The organism is Elioraea rosea (assembly GCF_007644105.1).
GTDB lineage: Bacteria > Pseudomonadota > Alphaproteobacteria > Acetobacterales > Acetobacteraceae > Elioraea_A > Elioraea_A rosea.
This window is the reverse complement of record NZ_VFAC01000015.1, coordinates 21,067-37,246: the sequence shown is the minus strand read 5'-3', so window position 1 is coordinate 37,246 and position 16,180 is coordinate 21,067. Positions and strand designations below refer to the sequence as shown.

General features: G+C 71.4%; 11 protein-coding genes. 8 read left to right on the top strand and 3 right to left on the bottom strand.

The window, feature by feature from the left end:
* The first annotated feature begins 12 nt into the window (after nt 1–12).
* The 8 genes from FIF60_RS11180 (at nt 13) to rpmG (ending at nt 9,136) form a co-directional block, all read left to right on the top strand.
* Nucleotides 13–945, top strand: a complete 933-nt coding sequence (locus FIF60_RS11180; protein WP_144186218.1) for an aspartate carbamoyltransferase catalytic subunit — start codon at nt 13–15, stop codon at nt 943–945.
* A 5-nt stretch (nt 946–950) separates the two neighbouring features.
* Nucleotides 951–2,219, top strand: a complete 1,269-nt coding sequence (gene pyrC, locus FIF60_RS11175) for a dihydroorotase (RefSeq protein WP_144186217.1) — start codon at nt 951–953, stop codon at nt 2,217–2,219.
* Complete coding sequence (plsY, locus tag FIF60_RS11170) at nt 2,216–2,824, top strand: glycerol-3-phosphate 1-O-acyltransferase PlsY (protein WP_204251168.1); 609 nt, start codon at nt 2,216–2,218, stop codon at nt 2,822–2,824. The genes pyrC and plsY overlap by 4 nt, the downstream gene beginning before the upstream one ends.
* Nucleotides 2,821–3,942: a DNA-processing protein DprA gene (dprA, locus tag FIF60_RS11165; RefSeq protein ID WP_144186162.1), complete on the top strand. Its 1,122-nt coding sequence runs from the start codon at nt 2,821–2,823 to the stop codon at nt 3,940–3,942. Before plsY ends, dprA begins: the two co-directional genes overlap by 4 nt.
* Before the next feature lie 47 nt (nt 3,943–3,989).
* Nucleotides 3,990–6,617, top strand: coding sequence for a type I DNA topoisomerase (gene topA, locus FIF60_RS11160; RefSeq protein ID WP_144186161.1), 2,628 nt, complete (start codon nt 3,990–3,992; stop codon nt 6,615–6,617).
* Nucleotides 6,618–6,642: 25 nt separating this feature from the next.
* Nucleotides 6,643–7,326, top strand: a complete 684-nt coding sequence (locus FIF60_RS11155) for a hypothetical protein (protein WP_144186160.1) — start codon at nt 6,643–6,645, stop codon at nt 7,324–7,326.
* A 103-nt stretch (nt 7,327–7,429) separates the two neighbouring features.
* Nucleotides 7,430–8,935: a S41 family peptidase gene (locus tag FIF60_RS11150; RefSeq protein WP_144186159.1), complete on the top strand. Its 1,506-nt coding sequence runs from the start codon at nt 7,430–7,432 to the stop codon at nt 8,933–8,935.
* Nucleotides 8,936–8,968: 33 nt separating this feature from the next.
* Nucleotides 8,969–9,136, top strand: coding sequence for a 50S ribosomal protein L33 (rpmG, locus tag FIF60_RS11145; protein WP_144186158.1), 168 nt, complete (start codon nt 8,969–8,971; stop codon nt 9,134–9,136).
* Nucleotides 9,137–9,173: 37 nt separating this feature from the next.
* Here the strand turns inward: rpmG and FIF60_RS11140 are convergent, their stop codons facing one another.
* From FIF60_RS11140 to FIF60_RS11130, 3 genes are all read right to left on the bottom strand, one after another.
* Nucleotides 9,174–13,193 (bottom strand): Ig-like domain-containing protein, encoded by a 4,020-nt coding sequence (locus FIF60_RS11140; RefSeq protein ID WP_144186157.1) that lies wholly within the window; start codon nt 13,191–13,193, stop codon nt 9,174–9,176.
* A gap of 109 nt (nt 13,194–13,302) precedes the next feature.
* Nucleotides 13,303–14,718: a calcium-binding protein gene (locus FIF60_RS11135; protein WP_158639172.1), complete on the bottom strand. Its 1,416-nt coding sequence runs from the start codon at nt 14,716–14,718 to the stop codon at nt 13,303–13,305.
* Between the two features lie 157 nt (nt 14,719–14,875).
* Nucleotides 14,876–15,982, bottom strand: a complete 1,107-nt coding sequence (locus tag FIF60_RS11130) for a helix-turn-helix transcriptional regulator (protein WP_144186155.1) — start codon at nt 15,980–15,982, stop codon at nt 14,876–14,878.
* Between the last annotated feature and the right edge of the window lie 198 nt (nt 15,983–16,180).

The following is a 16,180-nucleotide window of genomic DNA, read 5'->3' as shown; positions in this document are numbered from 1 at the left end:
GGGTTCGGGCAGATGGCGGGGCGGCGGCGGCACCTGCTCGGGATCGGCGGGCTCGACCCCGGCCAGATTCGCTCCGCGCTCGACCTCGCCGAGACCTACATCTCGCTGAACCGCAAGGGCGGGCCGCGCGACGTCCTCCGCGGGCGGACGCTGGTGAACCTGTTCTTCGAGAACTCCACCCGCACCCGCACGAGCTTCGAGCTCGCAGGCAAGCGCCTCGGCGCAGACATCGTCAATATGTCCACCTCCGGCTCATCCGTGTCGAAGGGCGAGACGCTGATCGACACGGCGATGACGCTGAACGCCATGCATGTCGACATGCTAGTCGTCCGCCACGATCAGTCCGGCGCCGCGGCGCTTCTGGCGCAGAAGCTCGATGCCGCCGTGATCAATGCAGGCGACGGCACACACGAGCACCCGACCCAGGCGCTGCTCGATGCCGTGACCATCCGCAGGCACAAGGGCACGCTCGAGAACCTCACCGTGGCCATCTGCGGCGACGTGCTGCACTCGCGCGTCGCGCGGTCGAACATCCTTCTTCTCACCACCATGGGAAGCCGGGTGCGCGTGATCGCGCCGCCGACGCTGATCCCGTCGGGCCTCGCCGCCATGGGCGTGGAGGTGTTCACCGACATGGAGCGCGGGCTCGAGGACGCTGACATCGTCATGATGCTCAGGCTCCAGAAGGAGAGGATGAGCCGGGCCTTCGTTCCCTCCGCGCGCGAGTATTTCCGCTTCTATGGCCTCGATGCCGCGAAGCTCGCCTGCGCCCGCCCCGATGCGCTGGTGATGCACCCCGGGCCGATGAACCGCGGCGTCGAGATCGACAGCGCCGTGGCGGACGACCTGCAGCACAGCGTCATCCAGGAGCAGGTCGAGATGGGGGTCGCCGTGCGCATGGCGGTGCTCGACCTTCTCACCCGCGACGCACGGGGCAACGCGTGAGCCGCCTGAATACCTTCCGGGCCTTCACCGGCGCGCGGCTGATCGACCCCGCCGCGGGGCTCGACCGCACGGGAACGCTTATCGTGCGCGACGGAGCGATCGAGGGCATCGCCGACGACGCACCCGACGGCGCGGAGGTCGTGGACTGCGGCGGTGCGGTGCTCGCGCCCGGCCTCGTCGACATGCGGGTTGGGCTCCGCGAGCCTGGGGAAGAGCACAAGGAGAGCCTCGCTGGCCTTGCCGCCTCGGCGGCTGCCGGCGGCGTGACCACGCTGATGGTGCTACCCGATACCGACCCGCCTCTGGACGAGCCGGCGCTGGTCGAGTTCGTCGCCCGCCGTGCGGCCTCGTTCGGCTCCGTCACCGTGCTTCCCTGTGCGGCGGCGACGAAGGGCTGCGCGGGGCGCGAGCTTGCCGAGATGGGGCTGCTGCAGGAGGCGGGCGCGGTGGCTTTCGGCGACGGGCGGCACGCGATCGCCGAGGCGCGGACGATGCGGCTCGCGCTCTCCTACGCCCGCGCCTTCGGCGCGATGGTGGTGCAGCACCCGGAAGAACCCTCCCTTGCCTCCAGAGGCGCGGTGACGGAAGGCGAGCTCGCCACACGCCTCGGCCTTCCCAGCATCCCGGCCGCGGCGGAGGCGCTGATGGTCGCGCGCGACCTTCGCCTCGCCGCGCTGACGGGCGGACACCTCCATGTCGCGCATGTCTCGACGGCGGAGGCGATCGGGCTGATCCGCGAGGCGAAGGCACGCGGCCTGCGCGTGACCTGCGACACCGCCCCTCCGTATTTCGACCTGAACGAGACCGCCATCGGCGAGTGGCGCACCTACGCAAAGCTCTCGCCGCCGCTGCGCACGGAGGAGGATCGCCAGGCCGTGGTGGCCGCGCTGGCCGACGGCACGATCGATGCCATCGCGTCGGACCACCAGCCGCAGGACACCGACGCCAAGCGCCTTCCCTTCGCCCAGGCCGAAGCCGGCGGCGCGGGGCTGGAGACGCTTCTCGCCGTCACGCTCGGCCTCGTGCACACCGGCAAGCTCGGGCTTTCCGAGGCGCTGGCGCTGCTCACGTGCCGCCCGGCGGCGCTTCTCGGCGCGAAGGCGGGAACGCTGGCGAAGGGTGCGCCGGCCGATCTCGTCCTGTTCGACCCCGACCGCGCCTGGCAGGTGCGGGAGGAGGCGCTCGTGGGCGCCCGCAACACGCCCTTCGACGGAAGGCCGATGCAGGGCCGCGTGCTCGGCACCTGGAAGGCAGGCCGGCGGGTGTTCGGATGAGCCTCGCGCCCGAACTGCTCATGGGCGCGATCCTCGGTGCGCTGCTCGGGTCCATACCGTTCGGCCTGGTGCTGACGAAGGCAGCCGGGCTCGGCGACATCCGCAAGGTGGGGTCGGGAAATATCGGGGCGACAAACGTGCTGCGCACCGGGCGGAAGGACCTTGCCGCCGCGACGCTGGTGCTCGACGGCGGCAAAGGAGCCGCGGCCGTGGTGATCGCCGCAGCGCTGTGGGGGCCGCTCGCCGGCGCGGTCGCGGGCGTCGCTGCCGTCATCGGGCATCTCTACACCCCGTGGCTCGGCTTCTCCGGCGGTAAGGGGGTGGCGACGGGCCTCGGAACGCTTCTCGCCCTCGCCTTCCCCGCGGGGCTCGTCGCCTGCGCCGCCTGGCTCGCGACCGCCAAGATCACGAAGATCTCCTCCGCCTCGGCGCTGGTCGCCTTCGCGCTTGCCCCTCTTGCCGCCTGGGTCTTCGCCGGCCCCATGCCCGCCGTCGCTGCCCTTGCCATCGCCGCGCTCGTCTATCTCCGCCACGAGGGCAACATCCGCCGCCTGATCGCTGGAACCGAGCCGCGTATCGGGGCCTCGAAGAAGGACGAGGCTTGAGCGAGCGCCTCGCGCGGCTTCGCCTCGCGCGCGCCGAGGGGCTCGGCCCGGGCGCCATCCGCGCGCTGATCGCCCGCGAGGGTGGTGCGGCGGCGGCGATCGAGGCATTGCCGAGGCTCGCGCGCGGCCGGGCCGTGTCGATCCCGTCCGAGGAGGAGGTGCGCCGGGAGGAGGAGAGGCTTGCCGCCATGGGCGCGGCGCTGCTCCTCGACACCGACGCTCTCTACCCCGAGGCGCTTGCCGCGACGCATGACGCGCCGCTCGCGCTCGCCGTCGCGGGCGAGCCCGGGCATCTCTCCCGCCGTGCCGTCGCCATCGTCGGTGCGCGCAACGCCTCCGCCGGCGCGCGGATCATCGCCGAGCGTCTTGCGCGCGACCTCGCCGATGCCGGGCTTGCCGTCGTCTCAGGCCTCGCGCGGGGGGTGGACACGGCAGCGCATGAGGGCGCGCTCGCGGAAGGGGGTGTCACGATTGCCGCCGTTGCGGGCGGGCTCGACAAGCCCTACCCGCCGCAGAACGCCGCCCTCCAGGCCCGCATTGCCGAGGGGGGCGTTGTGGTGGCGGAGGCGCCGCTCGGCACCGCGGCGATGGCCAAGCTGTTCCCCCGCCGCAACCGCATCGTCGCCGGCCTCGCTCTGGGCACGATCGTCGTCGAGGCTGCGCTGAAATCCGGCAGCCTGATCACGGCGCGGATGGCGCTCGAAGCGGGGCGCGAGCTCTTCGCCGTTCCCGGCTCGCCGCTCGACCCGCGTGCGCGCGGCTCGAACGACCTTCTCCGCCAGGGTGCGACGCTGGTCGAGACGGCCGAGGACGTGCTCGCCGCCCTTCCCGCCTCCGCCCCATCCGCCCCGCCGCCGCGTCGCGCCCGCGAGGCCGAGCCGCACGCCGATACAGAGGAGGCAGAGGACGACGAGGCCGTCCCTGCCGCCGATGACGAAGCCTCCGAGGCGCGGCGGCACCTCCAGACCCTTCTCTCCCACACACCCGTGTCGGTTGACGAAGTGCTGCGCCGAACCCCATGTAGCGCAGCCGCGGTGCATGCGGCCCTCCTCGACCTTGACCTCGAGGGGCGGCTCGACCGCCTGCCGGGCAATCGTGTAGCCCTGAAGGAACGCTGACGCGGATTGCCGACAGAGGCCCGGATGACCGGGCGCGAGGGACCGATCTGATGGATGTCGTTGTCGTCGAATCACCGGCCAAGGCCAAGACGATCAACAATTATCTGGGCCGTGACTACACCGTGCTCGCAAGCTACGGCCATGTCCGCGACCTGCCCGCCAAGGACGGCTCCGTCCGGCCCGATGACGGGTTCGCGATGGACTGGGAGGCCGATGACCGGGGCGACAAGCAGGTGCGCGCCATCGCGCAGGCGCTGAAGGGGGCCAAGCGCCTCTTCCTCGCCACCGACCCTGACCGCGAGGGCGAGGCCATCTCCTGGCACGTCAAGGAGATGCTGGCCTCCCGCCGCGCGCTTGCCGGCGTCGAGGTGCGGCGGATCACCTTCAACGAGATCACCAAGGCAGCGGTAAAGGCCGCCCTCGCCGCCCCGCGCGACCTCGACGGCGACCTGATCGACGCCTATCTCGCCCGCCGGGCGCTCGACTACCTGTTCGGCTTTACCCTCTCGCCCGTGCTCTGGCGCAAGCTTCCGGGAAGCCGAAGCGCTGGGCGCGTGCAGTCGGTCGCGCTGCGCCTCATCTGCGAGCGCGAGGCGGAGATCGAGGCGTTCCGCCCCCGGGAGTACTGGACGATCGAGGGCGCCTTCGCCACGCCGGGCGGCACGCCCTTCACCGCGCGACTCGTCTCGCTCGACGGCAGGAAGCTCGGCCAGTTCGACCTGGGCGACGAGAAAGCCGCGAAGGCAGCGGTCTCGCGCGCGGAGGCGGCTGCCTACCGGATCGCCTCGGTCGAGAAGAAGCGTGTGCGGCGGAACCCGCCCGCGCCCTTCACCACCTCGACGCTGCAGCAGGAGGCGGCACGCAAGCTCGGCTTCTCGGCAACGCGCACCATGCGGACGGCGCAGCAGCTCTACGAAGGTGTGGAGATCGGCGGCGAGACCGTTGGTCTCATTACATACATGCGGACCGATGGCGTGCAGATGGCGGCGGAGGCGGTCAGCGCCATCCGCAGCCATATCGGCGCGACGGCGGGCAAGGCCTACCTGCCCGACAGCCCGCGCCTCTACCAGTCGCGCGCGAAGAACGCCCAGGAAGCCCATGAGGCGGTTCGCCCGACCGACGTGGCGCGCACGCCCGAGGACGTCGCACACGCCGTCTCCGACGACCAGCGGCGGCTGTACGAGCTCGTCTGGAAGCGCGCGGTGGCGAGCCAGATGGCCTCTGCCGAGCTCGACCAGACGAGCGTCGAGATCGCCTCGGAGGACGGCAAGGTCGGTTTCCGCGCAACGGGTTCGGTGATTGCCTTCGACGGGTTCCTGAAGCTCTACCGGGAGGGCCGCGACGACGCGCCTGCGCCAGGCGAGGCGGAGGACGAGGACAGCCACCTGCTTCCTTCCATGGCGGAAGGCGAAAGGCCAGGCCTCAAGGGCGTGACACCGAGCCAGCACTTCACCCAGCCGCCGCCGCGCTTTTCCGAGGCCTCGCTGGTGAAGAAGCTCGAGGAGCTCGGTATCGGCCGGCCCTCGACCTACGCCTCGATCCTCCAGGTGCTGCAGGATCGGCAGTACGTCCGGCTCGATGCGCGGCGCTTCATTCCGGAGGATCGCGGCCGGCTGGTCACCGCCTTCCTCGTCGGCTTCTTCGAGCACTACGTGGCGTATGACTTTACCGCCGCGCTCGAGGAGCAGCTCGACGACGTCTCCGGCGGCCGTGCCGCCTGGCGCGAGGTGCTTGCCGGGTTCTGGCGCGAGTTCGTCAAGGCGGTGGAAGACACGAAGGAACTCCGCATCGCCGACGTGACCGACGCGCTCGACCGCGACCTCGGCCCCCACCTGTTTCCCGACAAGGGCGACGGGTCGGACCCGCGCGCCTGCCCGCGCTGCGGCACCGGGCGGCTGGGCCTGCGCATCGGCGGCAACACCGGCGCCTTCATCGGCTGCTCGAACTACCCCGAGTGCCGCTACACGCGGAACGTGGGCGGCGACCAGGCCTCGGGGGCGGAGGACATCCGTTCGCTCGGCCGTCACCCGGAGACCGGCGAGGAGGTGACGCTCCGCCCCGGTCCATACGGGCTCTACGTCCAGCTCGGCGAGGCCCCGGCGCCTGACCCGGAGGCGCCCAAGCCGAAGAAGGGCGCGAAGAAGGTCGCCGTCCCGAAGCCCAAGCGCGCCTCCCTGCCGAAGGGCATGGACCCCACCTCCGTGACGCTCGAGACGGCACTGGGGCTTCTCTCGCTTCCCCGCCTTGTCGGCATCCATCCCGAGAAGCAGGAGCCCATCCACGCCGGCATCGGCCAGTTCGGGCCGTACGTGAAGCTCGGGCCGATCTACGCCTCGCTCGACAAGGACGACGACGTGCTCTCGCTCGGGCTGAACCGCGCCGTCGTGCTTCTCGCCAAGAAGCTCGACAGCGTGAAGCTCCTCGGGCCCCACCCCAAGGGCGGCGAGGTCACGATGCGCAAGGGCAGGTTCGGTCCCTATGTCCAGCACGGGACCACCGTCGCCAACCTGCCCAAGGGCGTGGCGATGGATGACATGGACCTCGACCAGGCCGTGGGCCTGCTTGCGGAGAAGGGCAAGCCGCTCGCCGGGCGCGGGCGGGGGGCCAAGGGTGGCGGCAAGGCGGCTGCCAAGCGCGGCGCGAAGGTGCCGGCGAGGAAGAAGGAAGCCGGCTGAGGGCAACGGCTGAAGGCAGGAGCGCATGGCCTACGCCGATTTCGTTCGGGCCCAGCACCAAGCCATCCTTGACCAGTGGCTCGGCCCGGTGAACACCGCCTTCATCGCCTTTCCGAGCGAGGAGTGGCTGACGCGGCTCGAGGATCCGGCCATGCCGGGCGGCGGCGGGCATTGGCTGCCGCTCGAGGGCTTCTCGCCAAAGCATGCGCGCTGCTGGCGTGCGCGCGACGGACAGCGCCAGCTCTGGGTCATGCCGGAGGAGAAGGCGAAGGGCAGCAAGCTCTATGCGGAGGCCTGGGCCGCCTTCGCCGCGCTGCACGGCCATGCCGAGGCTCCTTCCTCGATCGCGGGCCGGCCCCAGGCGATCGACCACCTCTTCCCCGAAACGGCGGCCGCCCGGCGCGGCTGGGTGCTGGTTCGCGCCGTGCCGGTCGACCGGCGCTCGAACAGCCTGCTCGGGTCGACGTCGGAGAAGGTCGAGGCAGGCCAGGGCGGGCGGGCCCGGCCGCGCACGGCGACGTCGCTCACCCTTGCGAAGGTCACCGGCTTCCAGCTCTCCTTCGCCCGCGCGCAGGACGCCCACGCCGTTGCCTCTGCGCTCGTGTCTCATATTCTCGGCTGCGGGCTGATCGTCCGGCCCGGCGCGATCGACGACATCGCACGCGAGATCGACCTGACGGCCTGGCGTATCGCCTCGTTCCGGAACTGAACGGCCGCTCGCAACGGCTGCGCTCTTGTCGCACACTGGTGTGCAAGCCGGCCCGGCGCGGAGTCGCGCGGCAGCCGGCGAGCCCAAACCACCTCGGTCGACCGTGGGAAAACGCGCGCGTCCCGCCCCGCTCCTGTGCGCCCTCGCCGCGCTGCTCGCAGGCCCCTCGGCAGCAGCCGAGATCCGGCCCGACCGCGAGGCCGTGCTCGACCAGGCGGTGTTCGCCTCCGCCCTCGCCGCGCTGCGCGACCGCCATATCGAGCAGCTCGTGCCCGCCCAGCGCATGGCCGCAGGCCTGAAGGGCCTCGCCGTCGCCGACCCATCGATCACCGTCGTAATCGCACCGGATAGGCTCGAGCTCGGGCTCGACTCGACCTCGCGCACGATCCTGCCCGCCCCCCGACCCGCCGATGCCGAGGCCTGGGGACGCACGGGTGCGGCCGCGCTCAACGCGGCGACGGCCGCCTCGCCGCGCCTCGCCAGGCTGAAGCCGGCCCAGCGGCGCGGCCTCGTTCTCGACGAGATGGCCTCGGGGCTCGACCCCTACTCCCGTTTCGTGCCGCTCGCAGAGGCAAGCGCGCAGCGCCGGCAGCGCCTCGGCTCAGGCACGCTCGGCCTCTCGCTCGAGCCGGAGGGGAATGGGGCGCGCGTCGGCGCGCTCGTGCCGGAGGGCCCGGCCTGGCGGGCGGGACTCGCGCTCGGCGACAAGGTCATCGAGATCGACGGCCGGCCGACGGCAGGGCTCGCGCTCGAGGAGCTCGAGGCCGCTCTCGCCGGCGCGTCGGGCACGGCGGCACGGCTGGTCGTGCAGCGCCGCGCCGCCCCGGCAGAGTCCCTGCTCCTCGTCCGCGCGCCCGACCTTCCGCCGACCGCCTCGCTCTCCTGGCACCAGGGCTGGCCCGTCATCGCCGTCAGCGGCTTCAGCCGCGAGACCGGGGAGATCGTCGGCCGGCTGGTCGCGGGGCTCGCCGCGCGCCAGCCGGCGCCGACCGGGCTGATCCTCGACCTCCGGGGCAACCGCGGCGGGCTCCTGCAGCAGGCCGTCGCCGTGTCGGACGTGTTCCTCGCCGACGGAGAGGTGGTGGCAGCGCGCGGCCGGCACCCGGACGCCTCGCGAAGCTACCTCGCGGGCGGAGCGGACCTCGCCGAAGGCATGGCGATCGTGGTGCTTGTCGACGGCGCGACCGCCTCTGCCGCCGAAGCCGTCGCCGCAGCGCTCCAGGAACTCGGCCGCGCCGTCGTCGTCGGCTCGGCGACGCGCGGCAAGGGGCTGATCCAGTACGTCCACCCCCTGCCCGACGGGTCTGAGTTGCACATCACCTGGGCGCGGCTTCTCGGGCCGCGCGGCGGCAGCATCCAGGGCCGCGGCGTGATGCCCGAGCTCTGCACCAGCCGCGGCGAGGCGGCCGCGCGCGAGGAGGCAGGGCGGCTGATCTCCGCCAGCCACGACGCGCGCGCAGGCTTCGCCCCCGCTGCCGCGTCTGAGGCAGGCGGGCGTTCCGCCTGCCCTGCGGCGGAGGGCGGCGCGCTTGACATCACCGCGGCGCTATGGCTTCTCCGCCGCTCACTTGCCGAAGCCCCGGCCCCGCCGGGCGAAGCCGCGCGCTAGCGTGCGGCCCAAGGCGCGAAGGACCGGACGATCATGGCCAAGTCGAACACCGTTCTCATCAAGCTCGTGAGCACCGCCGACACGGGCTACTACTACGTGACGAAGAAGAACGCGCGCTCGACCACGGGCAAGCTCGAGCTGAAGAAGTTCGACCCCGTCGCGCGCAAGCACGTCGTCTTCCGCGAAGCCAAGATCAAGTGAGGCAGCGCGGCATCACGCCGCGCGACAATCGCCTGCGTCACCCGAACGTGTCGCCGACAACCGGCTTCACCACGGACCATCCCGTTCCCGTTCGGATATGCGCCCAGAGGCTGGGCCCGATCATGATCGGGCTGTCGCCGACCTGCTCGGCCCAGTCGATCGCGAGCACGGAGTTGCCGACCAGGCGTTCGGCCTCCGAGAGATAGACCGCGGCCGTCCCGGTCTCTCCCTCGCCGCCGCCGTAGAGTTCGAGCACCAGCCCGTCTCCGAGGCCTGAGAGGTCGATCACGTCGCCGTCGCGCGGGTCGCTCACGTCGAACCATTCGAGCGAATCGTATTCCGGCGTCGCGGTCAGCGCCGCGAGGTCATCCCAGACGAACACGTCACGCTCGCCGTCGCGCGCGTTGCGCACCGTGTCGTTGCCGCCGTTCATGACGATGCGGTCGCGCCCCGTGCCGTCCTCGATCACGTCGTCACCGGCGCCTCCGGCGATGGTGTCGTCGCCCGCTCCGCCCGCCAGGTGGTCGTTCCCCGCCCCGCCCTCGAGCCGGTCGTTCCCCTCGCCGCCTTCGAGCCAGTCATTGCCCCCGCCGCCCGCGAGCAGATCGTCGCCGGCCTCGCCGAACAGGCGGTCATCGCCCTCGCCGCCATCGAGACGGTCGTTGCCCTCACCGCCCCGGGCCTCGTCGTTGCCTTCGCCGGCATCGATCGTGTCGTCGCCTGCGCCGCCGTCGACCGTGTCGTCGCCGGCACCGGGGGCGATCTCGTCGTCCCCGGCGCCGCCATCGATCACGTCGTCGCCGCCGAGGGTGACGATCCGGTCATGCCCCTCGCCGCCCGAGACACGGTTCGCCCCCGCGCCGGCATGGATCACGTCGTCGCCAGCGCCGCCGTCGATCTCGTCGTCGCCCGCGCCGGAGGTAATGCGGTCATTCCCCGCCCCGCCATCCACGCGATTGAGGCCGCTGCCGGCGTTGATCACATCATCGCCCGCGCCGCCCTCGATCGTGTCGTCGCCTGCGCCTGCGGCCAGGACGTCGTCGCCGCCGAAGCCGCGGAGGACGTTGTTGCCGCCGCCCGCGAGGATCGCATCGCGGTTCGCACCGCCTTCGACCAGGTCGTCGCCGTCGCCCATCGTGACGGCGAGGCGGGTGAGCACGCTCTCTCCCGCGCGGAGCGTGTTGTTGCCGCCCGTATCGGTGACCGTGACGGTGCGGAACCAGAAGAGGCCGCCGGCGCCGAGCGCGACAGGCTCGGGCAGCGCCTCGCCCCAGGGGCCGAGCGCATCGGCGCCGTCGATCGAACCGTCCGAGAGGTCGGCGACGTTGTCCTCCTCCGCGCTTCCCTCGAGAAGGAAGCGGAGATCGGAGAGCAGGCTGAACGCATACGGCGCCTCGCCCCCGCCACCGCCAGGATCTGGCGGCAGGCCGACGGCGAACTCGAGCTCCGCCTCCGCCTCGCCGCCGAACCCGTCGGAGACGAGATAGCGCGCGCGGTCGGTGCCCTCGAACCCTTCGGCAGGGGTGTAGAGGTAGAGCCCCGGGGCGGCGAGCGAGAGCGTTCCGCCCTCCGCCGTCACCGTGTCGAGCGCGGAGACGGAAAGCGCATCGCCGTCATCGTCCTGATCGTTGCCTGTCAGCACCGTTACGGGGACGAGTGCTACCCCGCCGCTCTCGGCGGCGATTGGCGCATCGGCCACCGGCATCGGCGCGGCGTTGCTCACGGAGATGGCAAGCGCGCCGTCGGCCCGCCCGCCATACCCGTCGTCGACCGTGTAGCTGATGCGCGCGGTGCCGAGGAACCCCTCCGCCGGCCTGTAGCCGTAGAGACCGGGGCTGAGCTCCTCGAGCGTTCCGGCCGCTTCATTCGTCAGCGTCGCCGAGTGGAGCGAAAGGTCGTCACCGTCGGCGTCGCGGTCGTTCGCGAGAAGCTCGCCTGCCGAGAACACCGCCTCCTGCCCCGGCCGGAGCAGGATCGTCGCATCGCGGCCAGGCACGGGGGCGGCGTTCACCACCTCGACGACAAGGCTCGCGCGCGCGCTTCCGCCGGCCTCGTCGCGCACCACGTAGGCGATTCTGTCGAGCCCGAGGAAGCCCGCGGGCGGGGTGTAGAGATAGGTGTCGGCGGCGGTGACGGTGACGGTTCCGCCCATCGCGGAAAGGCTTGCCATCTGGCTTGCCGACAGAAGCGCGCCCTCGGGGGCGAGATCGTTCGCGACCAGATCCTCGCCGGTGAAGCTCGCCGTTTCGCTGGGGCGGAGGACGATCCGGTCCTCCTGCGCGATCGGCCGGTCGGTGACGGCGAGAACGAGGCTCGCCTCGGCGACGCCGCCGATGCCGTCTGAGACCAGGTAGTCGAACAGGTCGAGCCCCTCGAAGCCCTCGCGCGGGGTGTAGAGGATCGTGCCGTCCGCGAGCACATCCAGGGTTCCGCCCGCCCCGCTCCGCTCCGAGCGCGGAACAAGCGTGAGCGGCTGGCCGTCCGGGTCGGTGTCGTTGGCGAGAAGGAGGGCGGGGTCGATCGTCCAGGTCTCGCCGGGCCGAAGGACCACCGCGGCATCCTCGCCCGGCACCGGGGCGCCGTTCGGGGCGGCGGGGTCGAGCACGACCTCGCGGCCGTCTCCGAAGCGCACGCGCTCGATGCCGACGAGGCGATCGGTTCCGTCATCGCCGTCGGAGGCGAGGAGGTCGCGCAGCGTGTACCCCTCGCCCTCCCGCGTGATCGCATAGCCGGTGCCGCGACCGCTCACGACGAAGACGTCGTTGCCAGCGCCGCCATCGACCGTCTCGTCTGCGCGCCAGCCGATGATCGTGTCGTCGCCGGCCCCCGTGGCGATGCGCGCCGTCACGGCTCCAGGGTCGAGCGTGGTGCTCTCCCACGCCGGGCGGAGCACGACGCGGTCCGCACCGCTTCCTGTCTCGATCTCGAAATGGCGCTGCCCGTCCCGCCCGGCTTCGGCGAGGCCGACAACGACCGTCTTGGGGCCCGGGCCGGTCAGCGCCAGCTCGCCGCCGCGCACGCCTTCGAGAATTAGGGTGAGCGGGCCGGCACTCTCGAGCGAAACCCGCGCGGCATGCCACGCCTCGAGGGTCAGGTGCGTGCCCGAGAAGGCGTCGACCGCGACGTTGCCGGGCGGCAGTGCCGCCTCGAGGCTGAAGGTGGCCGCGCGCGCGGCCTCGTCGACGACGAGCGAGACCACAGGGGTGCGGCCATCGCCGAGCCTCGCGCCCGAGGCAAAGGTGACTTCGGTGAGCGCCTGGTCGCGCGCGCCGCTGAACGTGCCCTCCCCGTTCGCCTCGACGATGCGCCCATCCGCCGTGCGCACCTCTGCCGCACGATCGGACCACCGGATGCCATCGCGGAACAGCGAGAAGGAGAGAACGGTCTGCTCGGCCTTCGCGGGCACCGAGGCGCCCGGTGCCGCCGGCGTGGCCGAGGCGGGCGAGCCGGCCGGCGCGCCCGGAAGGAGCACGGACGGAGGCGGTGCCGCGAAGCGCCCGGGCTGGGCGCCGCCCCGCATCGCGATGGCCATCACGTCGTCGATGATCCCGCCGCCTCCGCCGCCATCGACGGCGATGATCGGGTCGAGCCCGACTAACTCGGCGAAGGCGGAGATGGCCTCCTCCGTGCTGCCGCCGACCATCTCTTCCTGCGGCGCCGTTCCGTTCTCGCCATCGGCCTGCGGGGCAGCGGCCTCCTGCCAGGCGTGTCCCGTCGCGGGTTCCGCGGGCGGGGCCGCCTCGGCCGGACGGTCGGCCAGGGCCGGCGCGGGCTCCTGCGCGCTTGCCGGCTGCTCGGCTATCACCTCCTGCCCCTGCGTCGTGGCTCCGGCATCCTCGGCCGCGGGCAGTGGCGCGGCCTCGGCCGTGCCGCCCGCGTTCGGGTGGCTGACGCCGAGACCGGTCTGGAACAGGAACGTTGTCGCTCCCGCGAGCGAGGCGCCCGCGACCGCCGTCGCGCCGAGAAGCTTCGGCCACGTCGGCGCGCGCGTGCTGTCGGGATCGGATGTGTCGTCCTCGGAGGGCCAATTCCCTCCTGGCAGCGCCTGCGATGCCATGTCGTCCCCCTCCCGCGCCACCACCACCCCCGTGGATGCGGCGCGGGCTATCGGCTGGTCGGAGGCGGGCCCGAAGGCCCGCCTCCCCGTCGCGAAAGCGACGCGGCGATCAGATGAAGGTGTCGCCGTCGACGATGTTCTGGACGTTCCAGCCGAAGCCGATGCGGATGTCGGAGCTCGAGGACACACCGACATTGATCGGCTCGGCACCGATCTGCTCGTTCCACTGCACGGCGACGAGGTAGTCGCCCGCGTCGCGCGCCTCCTCGGTGAGGAACACCGCGAACACACCGGTCTCGCCCGCGCCGCCGCCGTAGAGCTGGGCGTAGAGGCCGCTGCCGAGGCCGAAGAAGTCGAGCACGTCGTTGGTCCGGGCGCCGCGCACGTCGAAGAACTCGATCGTGTCGTATTCCGGGCCGGCCTCGACGATGGCACCAAGGCTGTTCCAGACGAACACGTCGCGCTCGCCGTCGGCGGCGTTCATGACGACGTCGTCACCGAAGTTCATGAAGAGACGGTCCATGCCGACCCCGTCCTCCATGTAGTCGTTGCCGGCGCCGCCCGTGATCTGGTCGTTGCCGGAGCCGCCGAAGAGGTTGTCTTCGCCCGCGCCGCCGTCGAGACGGTCGTTGCCGGCATTGCCCTCCAGCGTGTCGTCGCCATCCTCGCCGTAGAGGGTGTCGTTGCCGTCGTCGCCGACGACGAAGTCGTTGCCCGCACCGGCGTAGACGGTGTCGTTGCCGGCGCCGCCCTCGACGAAGTCCGACCCGGAGCCGGTCGTGATCTTGTCGTTGCCGTCGCCGCCGCTGACGTAGTTGTCGCCGTCGCCGGCATTGATCGTGTCGTCTCCGGCGCCGCCCTCGATCATGTCGTTGCCGGACCCGGCGGTGATCTTGTCGTTGCCGTCGCCGCCGTCGACCATGTTGTTGCCGTCGCCGGCATGGATCGTGTCGTCGCCCTCGTCGCCGAGGAGGACGTCATTGCCGCCATTCGCGTTGATCCTGTCGTTGCCGGCGCCGCCCTCGACGTAGTTGTCGCCGTCACCGGCATTGATCGTGTCGTTGCCATCGCCACCATACACGGTGTCGTTGCCGCCATTGGTGTTGATCGTGTCGTTGCCGGCGCCGCCATCGACCGTGTCCTCACCGCTGCCGGTGTTGATCGTGTCGTTGCCGTCGTAGCCGTAGACCTCGTTGTTGCCGTCCCCGGCATTGATGCGGTCGTGGTTGCTGCCGCCCTCGATGAAGTCGTCCCCGTCGCCCATGTTGATCGTGAGGCGGACGAGTACGTCGTTGCCGGCGATGAAGGTGTTGTTGCCGCCGAGATCGGTGACCGTCAGGCGCCGGAACCAGCCGATGCCGCCTGCGTTGAGGTCCACGTCCTCGGGAAGAGGAAAGCCGTCCTCGTCCGTCGCCTCGTCTCCGTTGATCAGGTTGTCTGAAATGTCGATCGAATCATCCACCAACGGGTCCCCGTCGAGGAAGAAGTTCGTGCTGCTCGTCAGCGAGAATACGTACATGGTCATGCTCCATTTCTGGTTCTGGCCGGACATCCGCGCCGGTGAACGGCGCCGTTCCGGAAGGCGGCGGCCCCCCCGCCAACCTCGAATAAGGGTACGTTCTCGTACTGACCTGCCGCCCCCCTAGGATTGGTGGGAAAAATATCCGCTAGCGTAATGTTCTCTACTTTGGCGTGTGCTGTTCCCCCGCCCCGCCATTCGCGCCGGTGGGCGGCGCGAGCAGGGAGAGGGCAACCGAGGCGCCAAGGACGCGCACCACGGCCTGCACGCGGTTCGAGGCGCGCAGGCGGCCGTAGAGGTCGCGCAGGTGTCCGTTCAGCGTATGCTGGCTCACGCCGATCCGTGCGGAGATCGCCGCCGTCTCGAGACCATGGCAGAGCAGCACGGCCACCTCGGCCTGCGCGCGCGTCAGCCCGAGCGCTGCCGCGATCGTCGCGGCGGTGGGCACGCCCATGCCGGGCAGATACCCGGTGAGTGCAACGACCGTGCCGCCGGAGCGGAGAACCAGCGGTTGCAGCCGGAGCGCGGCGATCCCCTCGTCCGTCTGCACGCCGAGCATGGCGGGGCGCCCGCCAGGTGCAGCGACCGAGGCGATGCTCTGCGCGAAGCGGGCGGCGTGGCCGGCATGGCGCAGCGCGAGCTTGCCGCAGGCCCGGCGCAGCGGTCCCTCGCCCGACCACAAGGCCGCCGCCGCGGCGTTCGACCAGACGATGCTGGCATCGGCGCGCAGCAGCACGATCGGCACGGAGGATTGCGCGACGAGCTCCGCCGCGATGGCGGCGCCTCCGGCGAGCTCGCGCTGGCGCATCAGCATCCCGAGCATGCCCGCCACCGCGCCGACGAGGCGCGCCTCGCTTCGGCTGAAGGCGCGTCCGCCCTTCGGCCGCCAGAGGCACAGCAGGTCGCGCATCGCTCCGGCCTCGGCGATCTCGGCGAAGATCGCATGATCGAGCCCATTGGGCTCGAGCCAGCGCGCGTGGAACTCGGAGCCGCGGAGAAGCCGCGTGCCGACGAGCTCCTCGCCCCTGAAGACGCGTCCGGCGAAGCTGCCGCGCAGCGCGCCGAGCCACGGGTCGCGCCGCTGCCATTGGGTGAGATAGGCCTCGATCGCGACCGGGCTCAGCCCGGCGGCGGCGCGGAATTCCACGCCGTCGGGCGTGCGGGAAAGGATCGCGCCGGCAGCGCAGCCCAGGCCGGCGACGACCTCGGCGAGCGTCGGCTGGAGCTGCTCGAGCGCTGACGCATCAGCGTCCTTGGCCGCATCGCTCATGGCGCTTCGCCACTGATCGTTCCCCCTGAAATGCCTTGGCTGCGACGATACGAATGCATAGCCTATCGAAACAAGTTAACTTCACTCCATGAACACTTGACTGTGCGCAAGAACACGGTCCGTTCATGATGGAAATCCGTCTTGATTACTGGTCCTCCGTCAATATCAGGCGCAGATTGACTAACGTCTCTAACCAGT

What these genes read in the sequence shown, in the direction of transcription:
- rpmG (WP_144186158.1), top strand. Translation starts at nt 8,969, where the DNA reads ATGGCCAAGTCGAACACCGTTCTCATCAAGCTCGTGAGCACCGCCGAC.
- plsY (WP_204251168.1), top strand. Translation starts at nt 2,216, where the DNA reads ATGAGCCTCGCGCCCGAACTGCTCATGGGCGCGATCCTCGGTGCGCTG.
- FIF60_RS11155 (WP_144186160.1), top strand. Translation starts at nt 6,643, where the DNA reads ATGGCCTACGCCGATTTCGTTCGGGCCCAGCACCAAGCCATCCTTGAC.
- FIF60_RS11140 (WP_144186157.1), bottom strand. Translation starts at nt 13,193, where the DNA reads ATGGCATCGCAGGCGCTGCCAGGAGGGAATTGGCCCTCCGAGGACGAC.
- FIF60_RS11130 (WP_144186155.1), bottom strand. Translation starts at nt 15,982, where the DNA reads ATGAGCGATGCGGCCAAGGACGCTGATGCGTCAGCGCTCGAGCAGCTC.
- FIF60_RS11135 (WP_158639172.1), bottom strand. Translation starts at nt 14,718, where the DNA reads ATGACCATGTACGTATTCTCGCTGACGAGCAGCACGAACTTCTTCCTC.
- FIF60_RS11180 (WP_144186218.1), top strand. Translation starts at nt 13, where the DNA reads ATGGCGGGGCGGCGGCGGCACCTGCTCGGGATCGGCGGGCTCGACCCC.